The sequence below is a fragment of the Lachnoclostridium sp. An138 genome (assembly GCF_002160765.1).
GTDB lineage: Bacteria > Bacillota > Clostridia > Lachnospirales > Lachnospiraceae > Laedolimicola > Laedolimicola faecalis.
In genome coordinates this window covers 215,082-232,090 of sequence record NZ_NFLF01000003.1, presented here as the reverse complement: position 1 = coordinate 232,090, position 17,009 = coordinate 215,082, and the positions used below count along the sequence as shown (strand labels likewise).

Below are 17,009 nucleotides of genomic sequence, written 5' to 3'. Positions count from 1 at the left end.
TTTGCGCCCTGCCGGGGGCTTTTCCGTCCTACGGATGGGGCGGCTGTTTCCGCCGCTTTGCTTCCGCTGCCATAGCTTTTTGGATAGCGGAAAGTACGTTTTCTACCGTACATTCCTCCCACCCGCACAGCCATACCAACGTCCGCATTTCTGCCGCAGTCAGTTCCACATCTCCAAAGGTTTCATTGAGTGCGGCAATCCTACGGGCTTCACTTTCGTAAAAATATTTGTTCACATTCCGGGTTCCTCATTCCGGCTGAATTATCATCAAATCACACCTTTCTCGTTGTCTGCTATTCACAGGAGCATGACACGCTCCTGTCTGTTATCATCAAAGAGAAATTACCAGCGGAAGCTATTCGGCACTCCACGTTTTTCCAGATATTCCTGTCTGGCTTTTTCCCGTTCTTCCTGTGTGGGAGCAGTCTTATATTTCGCATATAATTCATGGCGAACCAGAGAATCCAATTTCTGTTCCAACCCCTTCCGGATTTCATTCAGACAATCATCTTCTTCCATTAGATGATAGCGGATCAGAGATACAAATAATTCATAAGGGATTTGCACGTTCTTCATAAAAATCCTTTCTGCGTCGGTTTGCGTCGATAGCGTCGATATTTTCTATACCAGCCCACTGTAAAAAATACCGTCGCAACCGACGCATATCGTCGCTTTTACTCTCTCGGCTCAAGCCGTTTCAGAATAATCTTCCTTTCATGCCCCCGCTTATTGTCATAAAAAATTCCATAGTCATTAAGCAACTGGCTATTGACTACATTCAGTTTTCTGGAAAGCACGTTTGCCTGTATCTGCATATCCGGCAACTGGCTCACAAGTTCTGTTGCTGTCCCCTCCCATTCCGGCTTATCTTCTGTCAGAAAATTGTTGATTGCTTCCAGCAGGGGATTCGGCGGCTGTTTCCACAGTTCCGTTTCTGCCTTTTTGAATTTCCAGACGCAGCGCTCCCGGTCAAACTCTATAGTCAGTTCCTGATCTGGCTGGTCACGCCCCACTATATCCATGACTGCCTCATTGTCTGTGCGTTTTTTCTTGTGCATAATAAACGCCCCGTCTGCCGCTCCAAGCAGCCCATTCGTGCCGGAAATCATATCAAAGCTGTCCTCAGATTCCAGTTTGCGTGTGTGATGAACCACCAGCAGGCAGATACCGTATTTATCGCTGAACGACTTTAATTTTGTCACAATCTCGTAGTCGCTGGAATAACTGTACCTGTCCCCGCCGACCTCACGCACTTTCTGGAGCGTATCAATAATAATCAGTCTTGCGTCTGTATGCTCCTTCAAAAATTCCTCTAATTGCCTGTCTAAGCCCTCATTCAAAGTTTTTGCCTGTGTCGCAAAGTACAGTTTATCCGTACATTCCACGCCAAACATACCAGAGAGCCGCCGCTGAAGCCTTGCATAATCATCTTCCAGTGCCAGATACAGCACCGTTCCTTTTCGGACAGGATAATCCCACAGCGAAATCCCCATTGCCACATGGTAGGCAAGTTGTCCCATAAAGAACGATTTTCCAACTTTCGGCGCACCCACAAAGAGATAAGTGCCGCCATAGAGAAAACCGTCCACAATCGGCGTTCTCGGCGGGTAGACGGTATCATACAGTTCCGTCATAGAAACGGTTTGAAGCCCGCCGTTCCCGGATTTCTCCGGTTTTTGTGCGGCTTGCAGATTGATTTGTGCTGTTTCATTTGCTATAATTTCAGTGTGATTTTTTAATTGCGGCTGCGCCCCATCTGCGCCAACAGATGATAAGGGAGCAGTCGTTTTCATTTTTTCTTTCATTCATCTTCTCCTTTCAGACCATCTAATGTGATTGCGATTACCTGCAACGTGTAGAGCAGTTCGTCATTGTCCGGGCTTAACGCTTCCAGCCGCTTTAATTCTTCGTAGATAGCCGCCATTTGGTTTTTCAGTACCTTATAAACCCTCGGATTGCCTTGTACCACTACATCCCGGCACAGCAGCCGCCTTGTGATATAGTCCTGCTTTGTCAAGCCCGACAGTGCCACCAAATCATTGAGTAGTTTCGATTCTTCGTCAGACACCCGGAACGCTACCGTATGATTACGCCACCGCCCTTTGTAATCAAGTGTTCTTTTCATTTGCATCCTCCTTATGTCTACGCTCCATTTCCAGTTTCTCCGCCATTTCCGTCTGCACCGTAGGGAACAAGTGAGCATAACGATAAGTGATTTTCTCCGCTTCATGCCCCATGCGCTCCCCAATCGCCAGCACTGAAAATCCCATGTCGATTAATAGGGAAACCGCACTATGACGAATATCATGCACGCGAATCTTCTTTACGCCCGCCTGCTTCGCCCCTCGCTCCATTTCGTGATTAAGATAGGATTTCGTGACCGTAAACAGACGCTCGTCCGGCTGAATATCATACAGTATTTTGATATATTCCTGCATTTCCTCACAGAGAAAGGTTGGCATTTTGATTGTACGGTTACTCTTTTTCGTTTTCGGGCTTGTGATAATATCCCGCCCTTTAGAGCGGTGAAATGTCTTGCTGATTGTGACTGTCTGCTTCTGAAAATCAAAATCAGCCGGAGTAAGCGCCAGCAGTTCGCCGGAGCGGATTCCACACCAGTAAAGCATTTCAAAGGCATAATAGGAACGTGGCTTATCCATCATGGCTTCGGAGAATTTCAGATATTCCTCTTTCGTCCAGAAATTCATTTCTTTCGGAACTTCATTTCCCATTGTTCCTGCCCGTCTTGCCGGATTGTACGGCAGGTTATAAAAGTTCACAGCATGATTGAAAATCGCCGTTAGCTGAGCGTGTATGGTTTTCAGATAGTCAGATGAATAAGGCTTTCCTTTCTCATCCCGGTACGCCATAAGTTCATTCTGCCATGCGATAACGTCCTTTGCCTCAATCTCCGCTATCTTCCGATTCCCAAAATACGGTAAAATCTTTGTGCGGATTACATGGCTTTTGGATTCCCATGTGCTTTCCTTGACGCGCTGTTTCTTGTCGGCTTCGTAAATCTCAAAAAAGCTGGCAAAAGTCATATCCAACTTTGAGTTCTGTTTCAGCATGACCTCATGCTCCCATGCTTGCGCTTCCCGTTTCGTAGCAAATCCCCGTTTCTGTGTCTGCTTCCGTTCCCCCTTCCAGTTCGTGAAGCGATAGATTACCCGCCACGTTCCCGTAGCATTGTCTTTGTATACAGCCATTCAAATCATCTCCTTTCCGCTTAATCGCTGTAACAGACTTTTTTGTGAAAAAATGTAGCGTTCACACGTCCCGCCACCGTCAGATAGCCCTGTTTCTGTAATTCTGCGTTCAGTTCCCGCACAATCTGGTAGGCTTTTGACTTTGACACCCGCAATTCCGCTGCCACATCCTCCACAGTCATAAATGATTTTTCTGCCATTCCGTTATCGTCCCCCTTTCCTTTAAAATCTTCGCCGTTCTGCCTCCCTGTTCTGGCAGGCAACCCTGTTCGGCGCTGTGCCAGTCCCTCATATATGAGAGCCGCTCGCTCCATTTCTGGAAGTCATGGCGTTTGTTCAGTTTGGACGGTCATTCAGTTTTTAACTCTTTTTGTTTAAGTTGTATTTATAATACTAAATAAATTCCGTTAAGTCAAGTGGTTTGCAGAAAAATATTAACTTTTTTTATTTAAGCTTCCCTTGCTATTCCTGTTGTGCCATGTTATACTAAATTCAACAAATTTGTTTAAGTCAAGAATGGTTGTATCACTATAACTGCAACGGAGGTTTTATTATGGCAATCGGCAAACGAATACGCTTTTTCCGCAATCGAAAAGGCATGACGCAGAAGCAGCTAGGCGAAATCCTCGGTTTTCTCGGAAAAACCTCTGATGTTCGTATGGCTCAGTACGAATCAGAAGCCAGAACGCCGAAACAAGATCTTGTAAAAGAAATGGCACGTATCCTTGATGTAAGTCCTCGTGCAATCACTGTCCCGGAAATAGACAGCTATATAGGTCTTATACACACGCTCTTTGCACTGGAAGATATGTACGGGCTGAAAATCGGAGAGATTGATGGAGAAGTATGCCTGCGGCTGGATAAGTCCACCGGCTCCACCTACTCCACTATGTTTGATATGTTCCACGCATGGCAGGAGCAGGCTGCCCGTCTGGAACGGGGAGAGATAACCAAAGAGGAATACGACCAATGGCGATACAAATATCCCGATAGTATTACTCTCAATTCTCGAAAGGAGAACAAAAATGGAAACTATTGAATATCTTTACCATTACACCAATATTGAAACTCTTGCTTTAATTCTAAAGAACAGAACTATTCGTTTTAACTCCCTCAATAACATGGACGATCTTCAAGAGCAAGAAACTGCTGATTTAAAAAATATTGGTCAATTTTGTTATATAAGTTCTTGGACTGATGATGAATCCGAAAGTATACCCATGTGGAATATGTATGCCTCCTTAAATCTTGGTGTTCGCATAAAACTTCGCAAAAATCCCTTTAAGGTGTACAACAATCTCGCATCGGATTTATCAAAAGTTTTAGTTTTACCTGTTAAAGATGAATCCAACGGCAAACCTCTTCAGTCTATAATTCCTCTGAGCGAAATGTTCTCGAAAGGTTTTTTTACCGCCCAAGCAATGTCCAAAGAACTATTACTTAAAGTTGAATACACCAATGACAAAAACAAACTATATCCTCGCTTACTAAAAGAAGATGATGAACATTTTTCTATAGCATTAGGTGAACTCGGAAAATACAAAAATCTTCACTGGCAATTTCAAAATGAATGGCGATATATACTTAATATTTTGCCATTAAACTTAAATCAACCTGTTGAAAATTTAATTCATAATTTTCAAATTATTGCAAACAGAATACGATTAGGTTTAGAGAAACAACCCTTTCCATACTACGATATGAGCATATCAAATGACGCCTTCAGCGAAATGCAAATAACTCTAAGCCCTCGTATAAGTGCAGGAAGTCGTGTTATAGTTCAGAATTTACTCGAAAAATATAACCCAACAGCCGAATTAAAAGAAAGCAACATTCTCGGTCTAATATAAAGTTACCCTAACAAACAAAAACCTTACCGACTTTCAGCTTCATTTCTGAAAATCAGTAAGGTTTTCTGTTATTGAAGTATTCTGTTATTCAGTGAATGATACCCAAAATGTTGCCAAATCGTTGCCAGCACTTAAACAAATTTGTTTGAAACCCGCATAAACACTGGATTTTTACAACTCATTTCATCACTCGAACTCAATCGTTCCGGGCGGCTTACTGGTCAAGTCATACATGACCCTGTTAACCCCCTTAACCTCATTAATAATCCTGCTGGTCACCTTAAAGAGCACCTCATAAGGAATCTCTGCGCACTCGGCAGTCATGAAATCGCTGGTATTCACCGCGCGCAGGGCCACCGCATAGTCGTAGGTCCGGAAATCACCCATAACGCCCACGGACCGCATATTCGTAAGTCCTGCGAAATACTGTCCGAGTCCCTTGTCGAGGCCGGCTTTCGCGATCTCCTCCCGGTAAATCGCGTCGGCGTCCTGAACGATGCGTACTTTCTCCTCGGTCACTTCGCCGATAATGCGGATGCCAAGGCCCGGGCCCGGGAAGGGCTGGCGGTAAACCAGATTCTCCGGAATGCCAAGCTCCAAACCTGCTTTGCGGACTTCGTCCTTGAAGAGCATGCGAAGCGGCTCGATAATCTCCTTGAAATCTACCACGTCGGGAAGACCTCCCACGTTATGGTGAGACTTGATAACGGCGGACTTGCCAAGACCGGACTCGATGACATCCGGGTAAATGGTTCCCTGCACCAGGAAGTCCACGGCTCCGATTTTCTTCGCTTCTTCCTCAAAGACGCGGATGAATTCCTCACCGATAATCTTTCTCTTTGCTTCCGGCTCTGTTACGCCCTTCAGCTTGTCGTAGTAGCGCTGCTGCGCGTTGACGCGGATAAAGTTCAGTTCATAGGGTCCGTCGGGACCGAAGACTGCTTCCACCTCGTCGCCCTCGTTTTTGCGGAGCAGGCCGTGATCTACGAACACGCAGGTCAGCTGCTTTCCAATTGCTTTGGAAAGCAGAACGGCCGCCACGGAAGAATCCACGCCGCCTGACAGGGCGCAGAGCACCTTGCCGTCTCCTACCTTCTCGCGAATCTGCTGAATGGTCTCTTCCACGAAGGAGCCCATCTGCCAGTCGCCGGTGCAGCCGCAGACGTCATAGACAAAGTTGCGGAGCATCTTCTGGCCTTCCCGGGTGTGCATGACCTCCGGGTGGAACTGGGTCGCGTAAAGCTTTCTTTCCGGGCACTCCATGGCCGCCACCGGGCAGACCGGCGTGTACGCCGTCACGCGGAAGCCCGCAGGCGCTTCCGCGATATAGTCTGTATGACTCATCCATACAACTGTTTCTTTCTCCACGTCATGGAAAAGAACGCTTGTCTGATCGACCGTCGTCTCTGTTCTGCCGTACTCGCTGACGGGGGCCGTCTTGACCTGGCCGCCCAGGGTGTACGCCATCAGCTGGGAACCATAGCAGATTCCAAGAATCGGAATTCCCAGATCAAAGATTTCCTTCTGATAGTGGGGAGACGCTTCGTCGTAGACGCTGTTGGGGCCTCCTGTAAAAATGATCCCTTTGGGATTCATTTCTTTTATTTTCTCAAGGCTCAGGGTATAGGGGTGTACTTCGCAGTACACATTGCACTCACGGACCCGGCGCGCGATCAGCTGATTATACTGTCCGCCGAAATCCAGCACGATAACCATTTCTCTGTTCAAGCCGTTTCTTCCTCCTCATAGTTCTTATTTCACTTCCACTGCCCTTATTATAAGTGATACCCCAGGCCTTGACAAGTAGGAAATCCGCTGGAGAACATGGTGAAAAGTCAGAAAAAATTAAAATTAAAATATAAGTTTTCCGGAAAGCCAAAAGAAGCCGAAGCCTGACCGGAAAAGTCCTCCGGGAAATGTCATACCCTCTCTTCCGTTTTCATATCTTAGGACAAAGCCCCTTTGGGGACAGCCTGCCGCAAGACAGCCCTGCCGCACCGCCGCGCCATTCCATACCTCTACAGAAAGGACAGATACTTTATGAATTATCAAGATTCTTCTCCCGGCATTCAACGGGGCCGGAATGTCCTGAAGGACGCCCGCCGCAAGACTCTGCCGGAGACCTTTTTGGAACAGCTCAACGACCCGCTGATCTTTATTCTGTTTATCGCGGCAGCCATCTCTATGCTGCTGGGAGAAATCAGCGATACCGCCATCATTCTGGCCGTCATTCTGGTGAACGCCCTGGTGGGCGTCATCCAGGAGGGCAAAGCGCAGAAGGCCCTGGACGCGCTGAAGCAGATGACAAGCCCCGTCGCCCTCATCCGCCGGAATGGAAAACAGGTGGAAATCCCTGCCCGCGATCTGATTCCCGGAGACATCGTCTGCCTGGACGCGGGCCGGCAGGTGCCTGCCGACCTGGAACTGATTTCTGTAAACAGTCTGAAGATTGAGGAATCCTCTCTGACCGGGGAATCTGTCCCTGTGGAAAAGGACCTGCGGAAGAATAACAAAGCCTACATGTCCACCAATGTCACCTACGGCCGGGGAGAAGGCGTCGTCACCGCCATCGGCATGGATACGGAAATCGGCCGGATTGCGCAGCTGATCGGAGAGACGCCCTCAGAGACTACGCCTCTCCAACACCGTCTGGCCGACCTGGGAAAGCTTTTGAGCGCTGTTTCCGTGGCTCTCTGCGCCCTCCTTTTTGTCATAGCCGTTCTGCAGAAACGCGATGTGATGGAAATGCTGATCACGGCCATTTCTCTGGCTGTAGCCGCCGTGCCGGAGGGCCTGCCCGCCGTAGTAACCATGGTGCTGGCTTTAAGCGTCTCCCGCATGGTGAAGGTGAATACTATCGTGAAGCGTCTGCCCAGCGTCGAGACGCTGGGCTGTGTCAGTGTGGTCTGCTCTGACAAGACCGGCACGCTGACCCAGAACCGTATGACTGTGACCGCCTGCTACCTGGATGGCCGGATTCTGGAAGCCTCCCGGCTGGACGCCCGCCGCGACCGGTTCTTTCTGGAAGGCTTTGCCCTGTGCAACGATGCTGTGGCTGACGGCGGCAGCCGCCTGGGAGATCCCACGGAGCTGGCGCTTTTGGATCTGGCCCGCCGTTTTGGCCTGGAACGGCCGGAGCTGGAAAAGACCTGCCCCCGTACAGGAGAAATCGCTTTCGATTCTGAGCGGAAAATGATGACCACTCTGCACCGGACCGAAAACGGCTCTGTATCTTACACCAAGGGTTCTCCCGACATCATTCTGAAGCGCTGCAGCACCGTTCTTTCTTCCGGCCGCATCCGTCCCCTGGACGGAGCAGAACGGCGGAGCGCCGAAGCGGCACTCCATACCCTGTCGGGCCGGGCGCTCCGCCTTCTGGCTCTCGCCATGCGCACCGGAGATACCAGCCCCTCGGAAGAGGAACTGACCTTTGTGGGCTTCGTGGGGATGATTGATCCCATACGGCCGGAAGCTGTAAAGGCTGTCCAGGATTTCCGCCGGGCCGGCGTAAAGACGGTCATGATCACAGGCGACCGGAGCGACACAGCCTTTGTCATTGCCCGGGAGCTGGGCATCGCGGAAAAGCCCTCGGACTGTATGAGCGGTCCCCAGATCGAAGCCCTGTCCGACAAAGAATTTGCGGCCGCTGCCCGCAGCCTCTCTGTTTTCGCCCAGGTTTCGCCGGAGCACAAAGTCCGTATTGTAAAAGCCCTGAAGGCATCCGGAAAAATCGTGGCCATGACCGGCGACGGAGTCAATGACGCCCCCTCCCTGAAGGCCGCCGACGTAGGCGTGGCCATGGGAATCACCGGAACAGACGTGGCGAAAAACGCCGCCGATCTGATTCTGACCGACGACAATTTTGCCACCATTGCAAAGGCCATCGCCGAGGGGCGGGGCATCTACGAAAATATCAAAAAGGCCGTGCTCTTCCTGCTGTCCTCAAATTTCGGCGAAATCATTACCATGCTGGCCGCCATCCTGCTGGGCCTTGGGACGCCTTTGAAACCCAGCCATATTCTGTGGATTAACCTGATCACAGACTCCCTGCCGGCTCTGGCTCTGGGCGTGGACCAGAATGATCCCCGCCATTTTATGAACCGGCCGCCCCGTCCCCGGAATGAAAACCTGTTCGCGGGAGGAGGCCTTGGCTGCACGCTGTTTTATGGATTTCTGATTGCCTTTATCAGCTCTACCGCCTTCCTGCAGCTGCCCATTTCTCTGCTGCTGGCCGGGAAGCTGCCCCTGACCCTGGAAAATCTTCGGATTCTGCTGAACGTGCCCGAGATTCTGACCCGCTGCCAGACTTATGCCTTTACGGTGCTGGGGATTTCCCAGCTCTTTCACGCCATCGGCATGCGGGATGTGGAAACAAGCATTTTCCGCATGAACCACCTGAAAAACCGACTGATGATGGCTGCCTTCTGTGTCGGCCTGTCACTGCAGGTTCTTGTCACAGAGGTTCCTTACTTTGTAACAGCCTTTGGTACCTGCCGCCTTTCGCTCCCCGAATGGACGCGCCTGATCCTGCTGGCGGCCATGCCCCTGCTGGCCCATGAGCTCCTGCTGCTTTCTCCCAGACGGGTACACAGGACTGCTTCCACGCCCGAGACAGCGGTTTGACAGACGCTTTCTCTTTTGATTTTTACAGCAGCTTCGCCGCTGCCAGAAGCAAAAGCAGGATTCCGCCTAATCTGTTAATTTTCAGGCGGCTGCCTGCGCCTGTTTTCTCACTTTCTGCCTCTGAAGCGGCAAAAACGCGGCCAAGCCGCTCCCCGCCGGAAAGCGCTGCCGCCCCGGCCAGAAAGGAGGCGGCTGCCGCCGGAAGCAGCGGTATATTCAGGGCTCCAGCTCCGATTCCGGCTGCCAGGCTGTCTGCGGAAAGCGCAGCTCCCAGAGCCAGCGCTTCCGCAGGCGAGACCAGCCGGTCTCTGTTTTTATCAGCTTCCGCCGCGCTTTTTCCACCGGGGCGCTCACACAGCTTCCAGACACCCAGGACTGCCAGAATCAAAAATCCAGAACCTTTTACCAGCCCTGCTGGAAGAATCCCTCCTGCCAGGCCGCCTGTCAAAAGCGACACAGCCAGAATCAGGCTGGAGACCGCGGAAGCCGTCAGAAGTGAAACCGCCGGAAGACGGATGTCTTCCGCCCCATATGCCAGTCCCGCCGCAAAAGCATCCGCTGACAGGGCCGTCACCAGCATCCCCGTTTCCCAAAACAACACTCTCATCCTATCACCAGAAATATGACAAAAATATCCCGGAAAAACCTTGCTTTCCGGGATACTTATCTCTTTTTATTACTATCATATTCCAGCCGTCCTGGGATTGACAGAAACTCTTCCTGATTCGTCTTTGCCTTCTTCTATCTCAGCTTCTTCTATCTCATATAGATACCCGCAAGCTCCATATTTTCATCAAAGGATATCTGATAGGTGACGCTTCGGTTTTCATAGAGCGCCGTCAGCTCTGTGATGGCAAAATGCTTTCCCTGCTGTACAGCTTCCACCGAAATACTGCTGGTAAAGCGCTGGAATTCTCCCCAGTCTCCGCCTACCTGTGCCTTGGCGCCCTCCATATACTCTTCGTTCATCACTGTCTTCATCTGATCCGTGGACTTTTCCTGTAAAGTCTCATAATCTTTTTCATTCAGAAGTTCCACGATTTCTTCCGCCTCCGAAGCTACCGTCTCCTCCTGAAAGATGCTGCTGGCGCTTATGGGATAAGTCTTGGGCAGAAGCCAGAATAAAACTGCCGCGAGAACCGCCAGTACCGCTGCGACGGCAGCGCAGATGAGCAGAATCTTTTTGGGCCGGCTCATTTTCCGCTTTGTATTTCCCATATTTTCATTGAATTCCCGCGCAAGCTCTGCCGGATCTCCCATGCGCTTCCGGGTCTCTTCCCATTCCTCTCCCTGCTCAGACGCGGCGCAGATGTCTGCTTCCAGCTCTCTGCGTATCTGCTTTTTCCGGGCCTTTCCACAGTTCAGGTGCTTTTCCACTTCTTTCAGATAGTTTTCCTGATTCATAGCTCTTCCTCCAATATTCCTGAAACTCCCTTTTCAAAGCTTTTCCAGAGCTCCTTCAACTCTTCCAGCTCTTCCTTTCCTTTCGGGGTAATCGAATAATATTTTCTGGAAACCTCTCTCCCCTCCGGCCTGCTCCAGCGGCTGCGCGCCAGGCCGTCATCCTCCAGTCTGTAAAGAATCGGATATAAAGTTCCTTCCTTCACAGCAAACAGTTCTCCGCCTCTCTCCTTCAGCTCCAGGATCAGTTCATAACCGTACTTCTCGCCTTCACTCAATAGCTTCAGTACCAGGATTTCAAACACTCCTTTTTTCAGCTGACGCTCATATTTTGCGTTCACCCGGTCACTTCCCTTAGTATTTCTTTGTATTTAGTATTACTAAACATATAGTATCGCGTATTATCCGGATTGTCAACCCTGTACCCTGTTTTCCGTATTGGATTTTTCCCTCTCTTTCCTTCCCCTGATTCTCCCATAATACAGCATGTGCCAGGGAACATGCTGTCCCTGGCACACTGGTACGGGAAAGGAGCAAAGCTCCTTTATTACCCCGGTTATCCATAATAATAGCTGCTGCTGACTACAGACGCGGTAAACACTCCAACTACGATTACCGCAAGGATAGAAAGCACAATTACAATTGCCATAAAAATCAGATACGCCTTGAAGAAATTCGACTTGCTCTTTTTCTCCGTGCTGCTGAACGCCCACACAAAGGCCATAATAATGTTTGCGCAGGGAATCAGCATAATCAGCAGCGTAATCATCCATTCACCCATTGTCATGGGCTCTTCCAGTTCATCCTGCGGCTGCTGGTACTGGTACTGAAGCTGCTCCTGTACGGTCGGCTGTCTGTACTGCTGCTGAAGCTGCTCCTGCACGGTCGATCTGCCGGACTGCTGAGACTGCTCCTCCATCCCCGGCTGCTGGCCGGACTGCTGGCCGTTCCCGCCTTCACTGCTTCCCCAGGCATTCACGCCATTGTTTTCTCTCTCATTTTCATTTTGATTTTCGTCTGGAGTTCCATTCTGGTTCTCATTCTGATTTTCGTCGTTGTACATGTCGTCCATGCTGATGCTCCTCCTCATGAAAGCTCTTCTGCTCTCAGTAAATTATTTGTCTCAGTGTATCACTTTCCTGGTGCGGCCGCAAGAGACAGCCGGAAAGTTTTACATGAACTTTATACCCGAACTTTATACTTGAATTTTATACCTTCTCTGTCCCGTTCCCCTCATACATGGATTCCCTTTCAGTTCCACAGAGAGGAGACAAGTCCCATAAGTGTCCCGCCCGGTTCCACAATTTCCGGAGGAAAACCGCGGAACACGCGGTATCCATACAGCGCCAGACTGGACAGAAGAAGAAGCCCCAAAAGCAGCGTCCAGATATAGGTTTCCCGGACAGAACGCGGTTTTTTTATCAGATAACGGCGCGTTCCAAAGGCAGCAGCCAGAAGAATCCAGCCGTAGACCGGCGGCTGAAACCGCCATGCAGCCGCAAAGCGGCCTGTCAGTACGAGAAACAGCGCCCGCGTCATACCGCAGCCGGGGCAGGGAAATCCCGTCAGAATCAGCATGGGGCAGAAACGGTCAAAAAGCAGATGTGTCACAACCCCATAAGCCAGGATGGCAGCGGCAGCCGGACACAGCCTCCGCAGATCGCCGGCCAGCAGACGCAGACCGGAGACAGGCCGGGGACAGGACTTCTTCTCTTCCTGCGCCTTCTCCCGTCCGCAATCTCCGTTTCCCAATTCCCCAGTATACAAAGAAGACCGCAGGGATTCCTGCGGTCTTTCTTCTTTTCTGTGCATTACAGGGCTCAAGCCTTGCCCTCGCTGCCAAGTACGTCTTTGATCTTGTGAGCAACTACGTCCTTTACGTTCTGACGCGCAACGGTCAGATACTGTCTCGGATCGAAGTAGTCCGGATGCTCGAACATTACCTGACGGATACCTGCTGTCAGGCCCAGACGAAGGTCAGAGTCGATGTTGATCTTGCACACTGCAGATCTTGCAGCCTCACGCAGCTGCTCTTCCGGAACACCGATAGCGTCCTTCAGAGCTCCGCCGTGCTCGTTGATAATCTTTACATACTCCTGCGGTACAGAAGATGCGCCGTGAAGAACGATCGGGAATCCCGGGATCTTCTTCTCGATCTCATGCAGGATGTCGAAACGAAGCTGCGGCTTTGTGCCGGGTTTGAACTTGAATGCGCCATGGCTTGTACCAATTGCGATAGCCAGAGAGTCAACGCCTGTCTTGCTTACGAACTCCTCAACCTCTTCCGGCTGGGTGTAAGAAGAATCCTCTGCGGATACGTTTACATCATCCTCGATTCCGGCCAGCTTTCCAAGCTCTGCCTCTACTACTACGCCGTGAGCATGTGCATACTCAACAACCTTCTTTGTGATCTCGATGTTCTCCTGGAACGGATACTTGGAAGCATCGATCATAACGGAAGTAAATCCGCCATCGATACAGGACTTGCAGATCTCGAAGTCTGCGCCGTGATCCAGATGCAGAGCGATCGGAATATCCGGATTCTCGATCACCGCAGCCTCAACCAGCTTTCTCAGGTAAGTAGCGTTCGCATACTTTCTTGCGCCTGCGGATACCTGAAGGATAACCGGGGACTTCAGCTCTCCCGCTGCCTCTGTGATAGCCTGTACAATCTCCATGTTGTTCACATTGAAAGCGCCGATTGCGTAGCCGCCTTCATATGCTTTTTTGAACATTTCTGTTGTTGTTACTAATGCCATTGGTATCATCCTCACTTTACATGATTATTTTTAGGATCAGGCTTAGTATACTACAAAATCCCCTGTTCATCAATGCGTAATTTCAAAATTTTGCAAAACCCTGGGCTTTCCTTCTGGACTTTGGCCGAGTTCTGTGTTACGGTTATACTGTAAAATATGAATGACTGATCACATCAGACGCGGGCAGCCGGGACATGCCCGCGCTTCACTGGAAAAGGAGAGTATATGGGCGGATTATTTGGCGTCGCCTCCAAGGGCGACTGTTTATTTGACCTGTTTTTTGGAACAGACTATCATTCCCACCTGGGAACACGCAGAGCCGGTATGGCCGTATATGGAGAAAATGGCTTTGACCGGGCCATTCACAATATTGAGAACAGTCCTTTCCGGACGAAATTTGACAAGGACATGCAGGAAATGAAAGGCTATCTGGGAATCGGCTGCATTTCTGACTATGAGCCCCAGCCTCTGATTGTACGCTCCCATCACGGTACCTTTGCCATCACCACAGTGGGACGCATCAACAACGCCGCAGAGATCACAGAGCAGATCTTCCAGCGGGGAAATGCGCATTTCCTGGAAATGAGCGGCGGAGACATCAATCCCACAGAGCTGACCGCTGCCATCATCAATCAGAAGCTGAACCTGATCGACGGCATACGCTATGCCCAGGAGCTGATTGACGGCTCCTTAAGCTTCCTGATTCTGACGCCGAAGGGCATCTACGCGGCCAGAGACCGCCTGGGACGGACCCCGCTGGTCATCGGACATAAGGAGGACGCCTTCTGCGTGTCCTTTGAGGATTTCGCATACCTGAATCTCGGCTATCATACAGAACGGGAACTGGGACCTGGAGAAGTGGTTATCCTTACGCCGGACGGCGTGAAGACACTGGCTGCTCCCGGAAAGGATATGAAAATCTGTACTTTTCTCTGGGTTTACTACGGCTATCCCTCCAGCTCCTATGAGGGCCTCAGCGTGGAGAAGATGCGTTACCGCAGCGGTGAGCTGATGGCCGGCCGCGACCAGATGGATTCCAGCCAGATAGATACCGTGGCGGGCGTACCCGATTCGGGTCTTGCTGCCGCCATCGGATATTCCAATGCCTCGGGTGTTCCCTTCTCCCGCCCCTTTATCAAGTACACGCCCACCTGGCCCCGTTCCTTTATGCCCACGATTCAGAGCAAACGGAACCTGATCGCCAAAATGAAGCTGATTCCGGTTCACGATTTGATTGAAGGAAAGCGGCTGCTTCTGATTGATGACTCCATCGTCCGCGGAACCCAGCTTGGGGAAACTACGGAATTTCTATATCAGAGCGGCGCAAAGGAAGTGCATATCCGTCCGGCCTGTCCGCCGATCCTGTTCGGCTGTAAATACCTGAACTTCTCCCGCTCTTCATCCGAAATGGATCTGATCGCCAGACGGGTCATCGAAAAACTTGAAGGCGGCCCGGTGACGGATGAAGTGCTGAAGGAATACGCCGATCCCGAGACAGGACGGTACGAAAATATGCTGGAAGAGATCCGGAAAGAACTGAACTTTACATCGCTCCGCTACAACCGGCTGGACGATCTGATCGAAGCCACCGGCCTTCCCCGTGAAAAACTCTGCACCTACTGCTGGGACGGCAGAGAATAACATTCATCCCAAAAGGCATTTTCAAACCCCTTTCCGGGTTTTGGAAATGCCTTTTATCTTCTGTTTATTTTCTTTATTCTTTTTTTATATTTGTTCTCTGCTGTCTGGACAATTTTAGCAAAAAAAGTTATAATATTAGAATCTATGGAGGTATTTTATGCAGCTGAAAACGTCCAGCCTGGAGTTTGAAAAATTCGGTTCTGTCTATGAGCAGCCCATCGTTCCGGACCACTGCGGCATGATCAGCCGCGACTGGCATCTGATCGCCAGACGCAGCATCAGTCAGCTTTACCATTTCGACTGCGAAGTCTGCCTGGAAATGCAGAGCGGCATGGCGGCTCTTCTTGTGGGAGACGCGCCGGATGCAGGAGCTCTCCAGGTCTTTGCCGTCCATCGTCTGGTAAAAATCAATCCGGGAGTTTATTTTTCTCTCGTGGCAGTCACATCCAATATCACCTGCCGGCTGATTACAACCGCAGACTATAAGTACTCCCTGGAGACTTTAAGCCCTCCCTATATGTTTGAGCGGATTCTTCCCCGTATCCGGATCAGCGAAATTCTGGGATACTATTATTCCATCCGCAATTCCGGCTATCACTTTAAAGGGGAAAAGCACAATTACTTTGAGCTCACCTACGTGGATCGGGGAACTCTGTTCACCGAAGTGGAAGGACAGCGCTATGAACTGAAGGAAAAGGAGCTTATGATTTACGGCCCCGGCCAGTTCCACACCCAGGATATCCCGGAGGGCCATTCCTGTTCCTATGTGACGATCATCTTCGATATGGAAACGATCATTTACGATACGGAAAGCTCTCATTACGAGCTGCTTCTGAACAAAGTATTTGGCTACGATAAAAAGATCTATACGCTCATCAAAACCTTTGTCACGGAAAGCACCTCACAGATTCCCTATATGAACAGCCTGATGCTCTGTCTGCTTCAGGAAACCGTGATCCGGCTACTTCAGTCAGAGTTTATCGGGAAAAAGAACGACCGGCCTGTCACAGGCGCCAGGCAGCATTATCAGGACGAACTGCTTGAAAAGATCCTGGCTTACATCGACGAGACCATCTACGAGCCTTTGACCATTGCGGAACTCTGCCAGAAGTTTTCCATGTCCCGTTCCTCTCTTCAGATTCTGTTCAAGGAAAACATGGATATTTCTCCCAAGAAATACATCAATGAGATGAAGCTGGAAAAAAGCCGCCAGATGATCTGTGAAAACAAATATACCATCAGCGAGATTGCGCTGATGCTTGGCTTCAACTCGATCCATTACTTTTCACGGGCTTTTACCCAGAAATACCATATGGCCCCCAGCGAGTATTCCAAGACGCTCTACAAAACATGATTATTTACCCGTATTTCCGGGCAGAGGCCGGAGCTCTCCGCAAAAAGAAGAGCCCCGGCCTCTTTTGGAAAAGTCCGGCTCCTTTCAGCAAGTCCCGGTCTCTGCTAAAACTCATAATGTTTGGCTTAAAAAGTGCAAATTCTATACCTTTTCTTTTCCCTCCCCGGTGCTA

The 17,009-nt window shown here is 50.1% G+C and carries 18 protein-coding genes; 5 read left to right on the top strand and 13 right to left on the bottom strand.

Annotation, left to right across the window (positions count from 1 at the left end):
- Positions 1 to 28 precede the first annotated feature (28 nt).
- From B5E82_RS18270 to B5E82_RS04260, 6 genes are all read right to left on the bottom strand, one after another.
- Positions 29 to 235, bottom strand: coding sequence for a hypothetical protein (locus B5E82_RS18270; protein ID WP_087306144.1), 207 nt, complete (start codon positions 233 to 235; stop codon positions 29 to 31).
- Between the two features lie 107 nt (positions 236 to 342).
- Entirely contained in the window at positions 343 to 576 is a 234-nt protein-coding gene (locus B5E82_RS04280; protein WP_087306143.1) for a complexin-2, read from the bottom strand.
- Between the two features lie 98 nt (positions 577 to 674).
- On the bottom strand, positions 675 to 1,805 hold the full coding sequence (locus B5E82_RS04275) for an AAA family ATPase (RefSeq protein WP_087306142.1): 1,131 nt from the start codon (positions 1,803 to 1,805) through the stop codon (positions 675 to 677).
- Positions 1,802 to 2,125: a plasmid mobilization protein gene (locus B5E82_RS04270; protein WP_087306141.1), complete on the bottom strand. Its 324-nt coding sequence runs from the start codon at positions 2,123 to 2,125 to the stop codon at positions 1,802 to 1,804. Before B5E82_RS04270 ends, B5E82_RS04275 begins: the two co-directional genes overlap by 4 nt.
- Entirely contained in the window at positions 2,109 to 3,209 is a 1,101-nt protein-coding gene (locus B5E82_RS04265) for a site-specific integrase (RefSeq protein ID WP_087306140.1), read from the bottom strand. The genes B5E82_RS04270 and B5E82_RS04265 overlap by 17 nt, the downstream gene beginning before the upstream one ends.
- 20 nt (positions 3,210 to 3,229) lie before the next feature.
- Positions 3,230 to 3,409, bottom strand: a complete 180-nt coding sequence (locus B5E82_RS04260) for a transcriptional regulator (protein WP_087306197.1) — start codon at positions 3,407 to 3,409, stop codon at positions 3,230 to 3,232.
- A gap of 353 nt (positions 3,410 to 3,762) precedes the next feature.
- Here B5E82_RS04260 and B5E82_RS04255 point away from each other — a divergent pair, with 353 nt between their 5' ends.
- Both B5E82_RS04255 and B5E82_RS04250 read left to right on the top strand, forming a co-directional pair.
- Positions 3,763 to 4,248: a helix-turn-helix domain-containing protein gene (locus tag B5E82_RS04255; protein WP_087306139.1), complete on the top strand. Its 486-nt coding sequence runs from the start codon at positions 3,763 to 3,765 to the stop codon at positions 4,246 to 4,248.
- The gene (locus B5E82_RS04250; protein ID WP_087306138.1) at positions 4,235 to 5,059 is read left to right on the top strand and encodes a DUF2971 domain-containing protein; all 825 of its coding nucleotides are present in this window, start codon (positions 4,235 to 4,237) and stop codon (positions 5,057 to 5,059) included. Before B5E82_RS04255 ends, B5E82_RS04250 begins: the two co-directional genes overlap by 14 nt.
- A 186-nt stretch (positions 5,060 to 5,245) precedes the next feature.
- Here B5E82_RS04250 and guaA read toward each other — a convergent pair whose 3' ends face one another.
- Positions 5,246 to 6,787, bottom strand: a complete 1,542-nt coding sequence (guaA, locus tag B5E82_RS04245) for a glutamine-hydrolyzing GMP synthase (RefSeq protein ID WP_087306137.1) — start codon at positions 6,785 to 6,787, stop codon at positions 5,246 to 5,248.
- Between the two features lie 312 nt (positions 6,788 to 7,099).
- On the opposite strand from guaA, the gene B5E82_RS04235 reads away from it, so the two are divergent.
- Complete coding sequence (locus B5E82_RS04235) at positions 7,100 to 9,682, top strand: cation-translocating P-type ATPase (protein ID WP_087306135.1); 2,583 nt, start codon at positions 7,100 to 7,102, stop codon at positions 9,680 to 9,682.
- Between the two features lie 22 nt (positions 9,683 to 9,704).
- On the opposite strand, the gene B5E82_RS04230 is transcribed toward B5E82_RS04235, so the two are convergent.
- The 6 genes from B5E82_RS04230 to fba all read right to left on the bottom strand — a co-directional run bounded on the left by B5E82_RS04230 (position 9,705) and on the right by fba (position 13,842).
- Complete coding sequence (locus tag B5E82_RS04230) at positions 9,705 to 10,289, bottom strand: hypothetical protein (protein ID WP_140393082.1); 585 nt, start codon at positions 10,287 to 10,289, stop codon at positions 9,705 to 9,707.
- Between the two features lie 149 nt (positions 10,290 to 10,438).
- The gene (locus B5E82_RS04225; RefSeq protein ID WP_087306133.1) at positions 10,439 to 11,086 is read right to left on the bottom strand and encodes a DUF3887 domain-containing protein; all 648 of its coding nucleotides are present in this window, start codon (positions 11,084 to 11,086) and stop codon (positions 10,439 to 10,441) included.
- The gene (locus tag B5E82_RS04220; protein ID WP_087306132.1) at positions 11,083 to 11,424 is read right to left on the bottom strand and encodes a PadR family transcriptional regulator; all 342 of its coding nucleotides are present in this window, start codon (positions 11,422 to 11,424) and stop codon (positions 11,083 to 11,085) included. The genes B5E82_RS04225 and B5E82_RS04220 overlap by 4 nt, the downstream gene beginning before the upstream one ends.
- Before the next feature lie 215 nt (positions 11,425 to 11,639).
- Positions 11,640 to 12,155 carry a hypothetical protein gene (locus tag B5E82_RS18415; RefSeq protein WP_242966241.1) on the bottom strand — a complete coding sequence of 172 codons (516 nt, stop codon included), beginning with the start codon at positions 12,153 to 12,155 and terminating at the stop codon, positions 11,640 to 11,642.
- A gap of 179 nt (positions 12,156 to 12,334) precedes the next feature.
- A complete protein-coding gene (locus B5E82_RS04210; RefSeq protein ID WP_242966240.1) occupies positions 12,335 to 12,850 on the bottom strand; it encodes a DUF2752 domain-containing protein in 516 nt (171 codons plus the stop codon).
- A 53-nt stretch (positions 12,851 to 12,903) separates the two neighbouring features.
- Positions 12,904 to 13,842, bottom strand: a complete 939-nt coding sequence (gene fba / locus B5E82_RS04205; RefSeq protein ID WP_087163704.1) for a class II fructose-1,6-bisphosphate aldolase — start codon at positions 13,840 to 13,842, stop codon at positions 12,904 to 12,906.
- A 225-nt stretch (positions 13,843 to 14,067) separates the two neighbouring features.
- Between fba and B5E82_RS04200 the strand changes: the two genes are divergently transcribed.
- Both B5E82_RS04200 and B5E82_RS04195 read left to right on the top strand, forming a co-directional pair.
- Positions 14,068 to 15,483, top strand: coding sequence for an amidophosphoribosyltransferase (locus B5E82_RS04200; protein ID WP_087306130.1), 1,416 nt, complete (start codon positions 14,068 to 14,070; stop codon positions 15,481 to 15,483).
- A gap of 157 nt (positions 15,484 to 15,640) precedes the next feature.
- Positions 15,641 to 16,837: a helix-turn-helix domain-containing protein gene (locus B5E82_RS04195; RefSeq protein ID WP_087306129.1), complete on the top strand. Its 1,197-nt coding sequence runs from the start codon at positions 15,641 to 15,643 to the stop codon at positions 16,835 to 16,837.
- Positions 16,838 to 17,009 lie beyond the last annotated feature (172 nt).

Coding starts and splice junctions, on each gene's coding strand:
- B5E82_RS04280 (WP_087306143.1), bottom strand. CDS start 576: ATGAAGAACGTGCAAATCCCTTATGAATTATTTGTATCTCTGATCCGC.
- B5E82_RS04275 (WP_087306142.1), bottom strand. CDS start 1,805: ATGAAAGAAAAAATGAAAACGACTGCTCCCTTATCATCTGTTGGCGCA.
- B5E82_RS04270 (WP_087306141.1), bottom strand. CDS start 2,125: ATGAAAAGAACACTTGATTACAAAGGGCGGTGGCGTAATCATACGGTA.
- B5E82_RS04265 (WP_087306140.1), bottom strand. CDS start 3,209: ATGGCTGTATACAAAGACAATGCTACGGGAACGTGGCGGGTAATCTAT.
- B5E82_RS04260 (WP_087306197.1), bottom strand. CDS start 3,409: ATGGCAGAAAAATCATTTATGACTGTGGAGGATGTGGCAGCGGAATTG.
- B5E82_RS04255 (WP_087306139.1), top strand. CDS start 3,763: ATGGCAATCGGCAAACGAATACGCTTTTTCCGCAATCGAAAAGGCATG.
- B5E82_RS04250 (WP_087306138.1), top strand. CDS start 4,235: ATGGAAACTATTGAATATCTTTACCATTACACCAATATTGAAACTCTT.
- B5E82_RS04235 (WP_087306135.1), top strand. CDS start 7,100: ATGAATTATCAAGATTCTTCTCCCGGCATTCAACGGGGCCGGAATGTC.
- B5E82_RS04230 (WP_140393082.1), bottom strand. CDS start 10,289: ATGAGAGTGTTGTTTTGGGAAACGGGGATGCTGGTGACGGCCCTGTCA.
- B5E82_RS04225 (WP_087306133.1), bottom strand. CDS start 11,086: ATGAATCAGGAAAACTATCTGAAAGAAGTGGAAAAGCACCTGAACTGT.
- B5E82_RS18415 (WP_242966241.1), bottom strand. CDS start 12,155: ATGGACGACATGTACAACGACGAAAATCAGAATGAGAACCAGAATGGA.
- fba (WP_087163704.1), bottom strand. CDS start 13,842: ATGGCATTAGTAACAACAACAGAAATGTTCAAAAAAGCATATGAAGGC.
- B5E82_RS04200 (WP_087306130.1), top strand. CDS start 14,068: ATGGGCGGATTATTTGGCGTCGCCTCCAAGGGCGACTGTTTATTTGAC.
- B5E82_RS04195 (WP_087306129.1), top strand. CDS start 15,641: ATGCAGCTGAAAACGTCCAGCCTGGAGTTTGAAAAATTCGGTTCTGTC.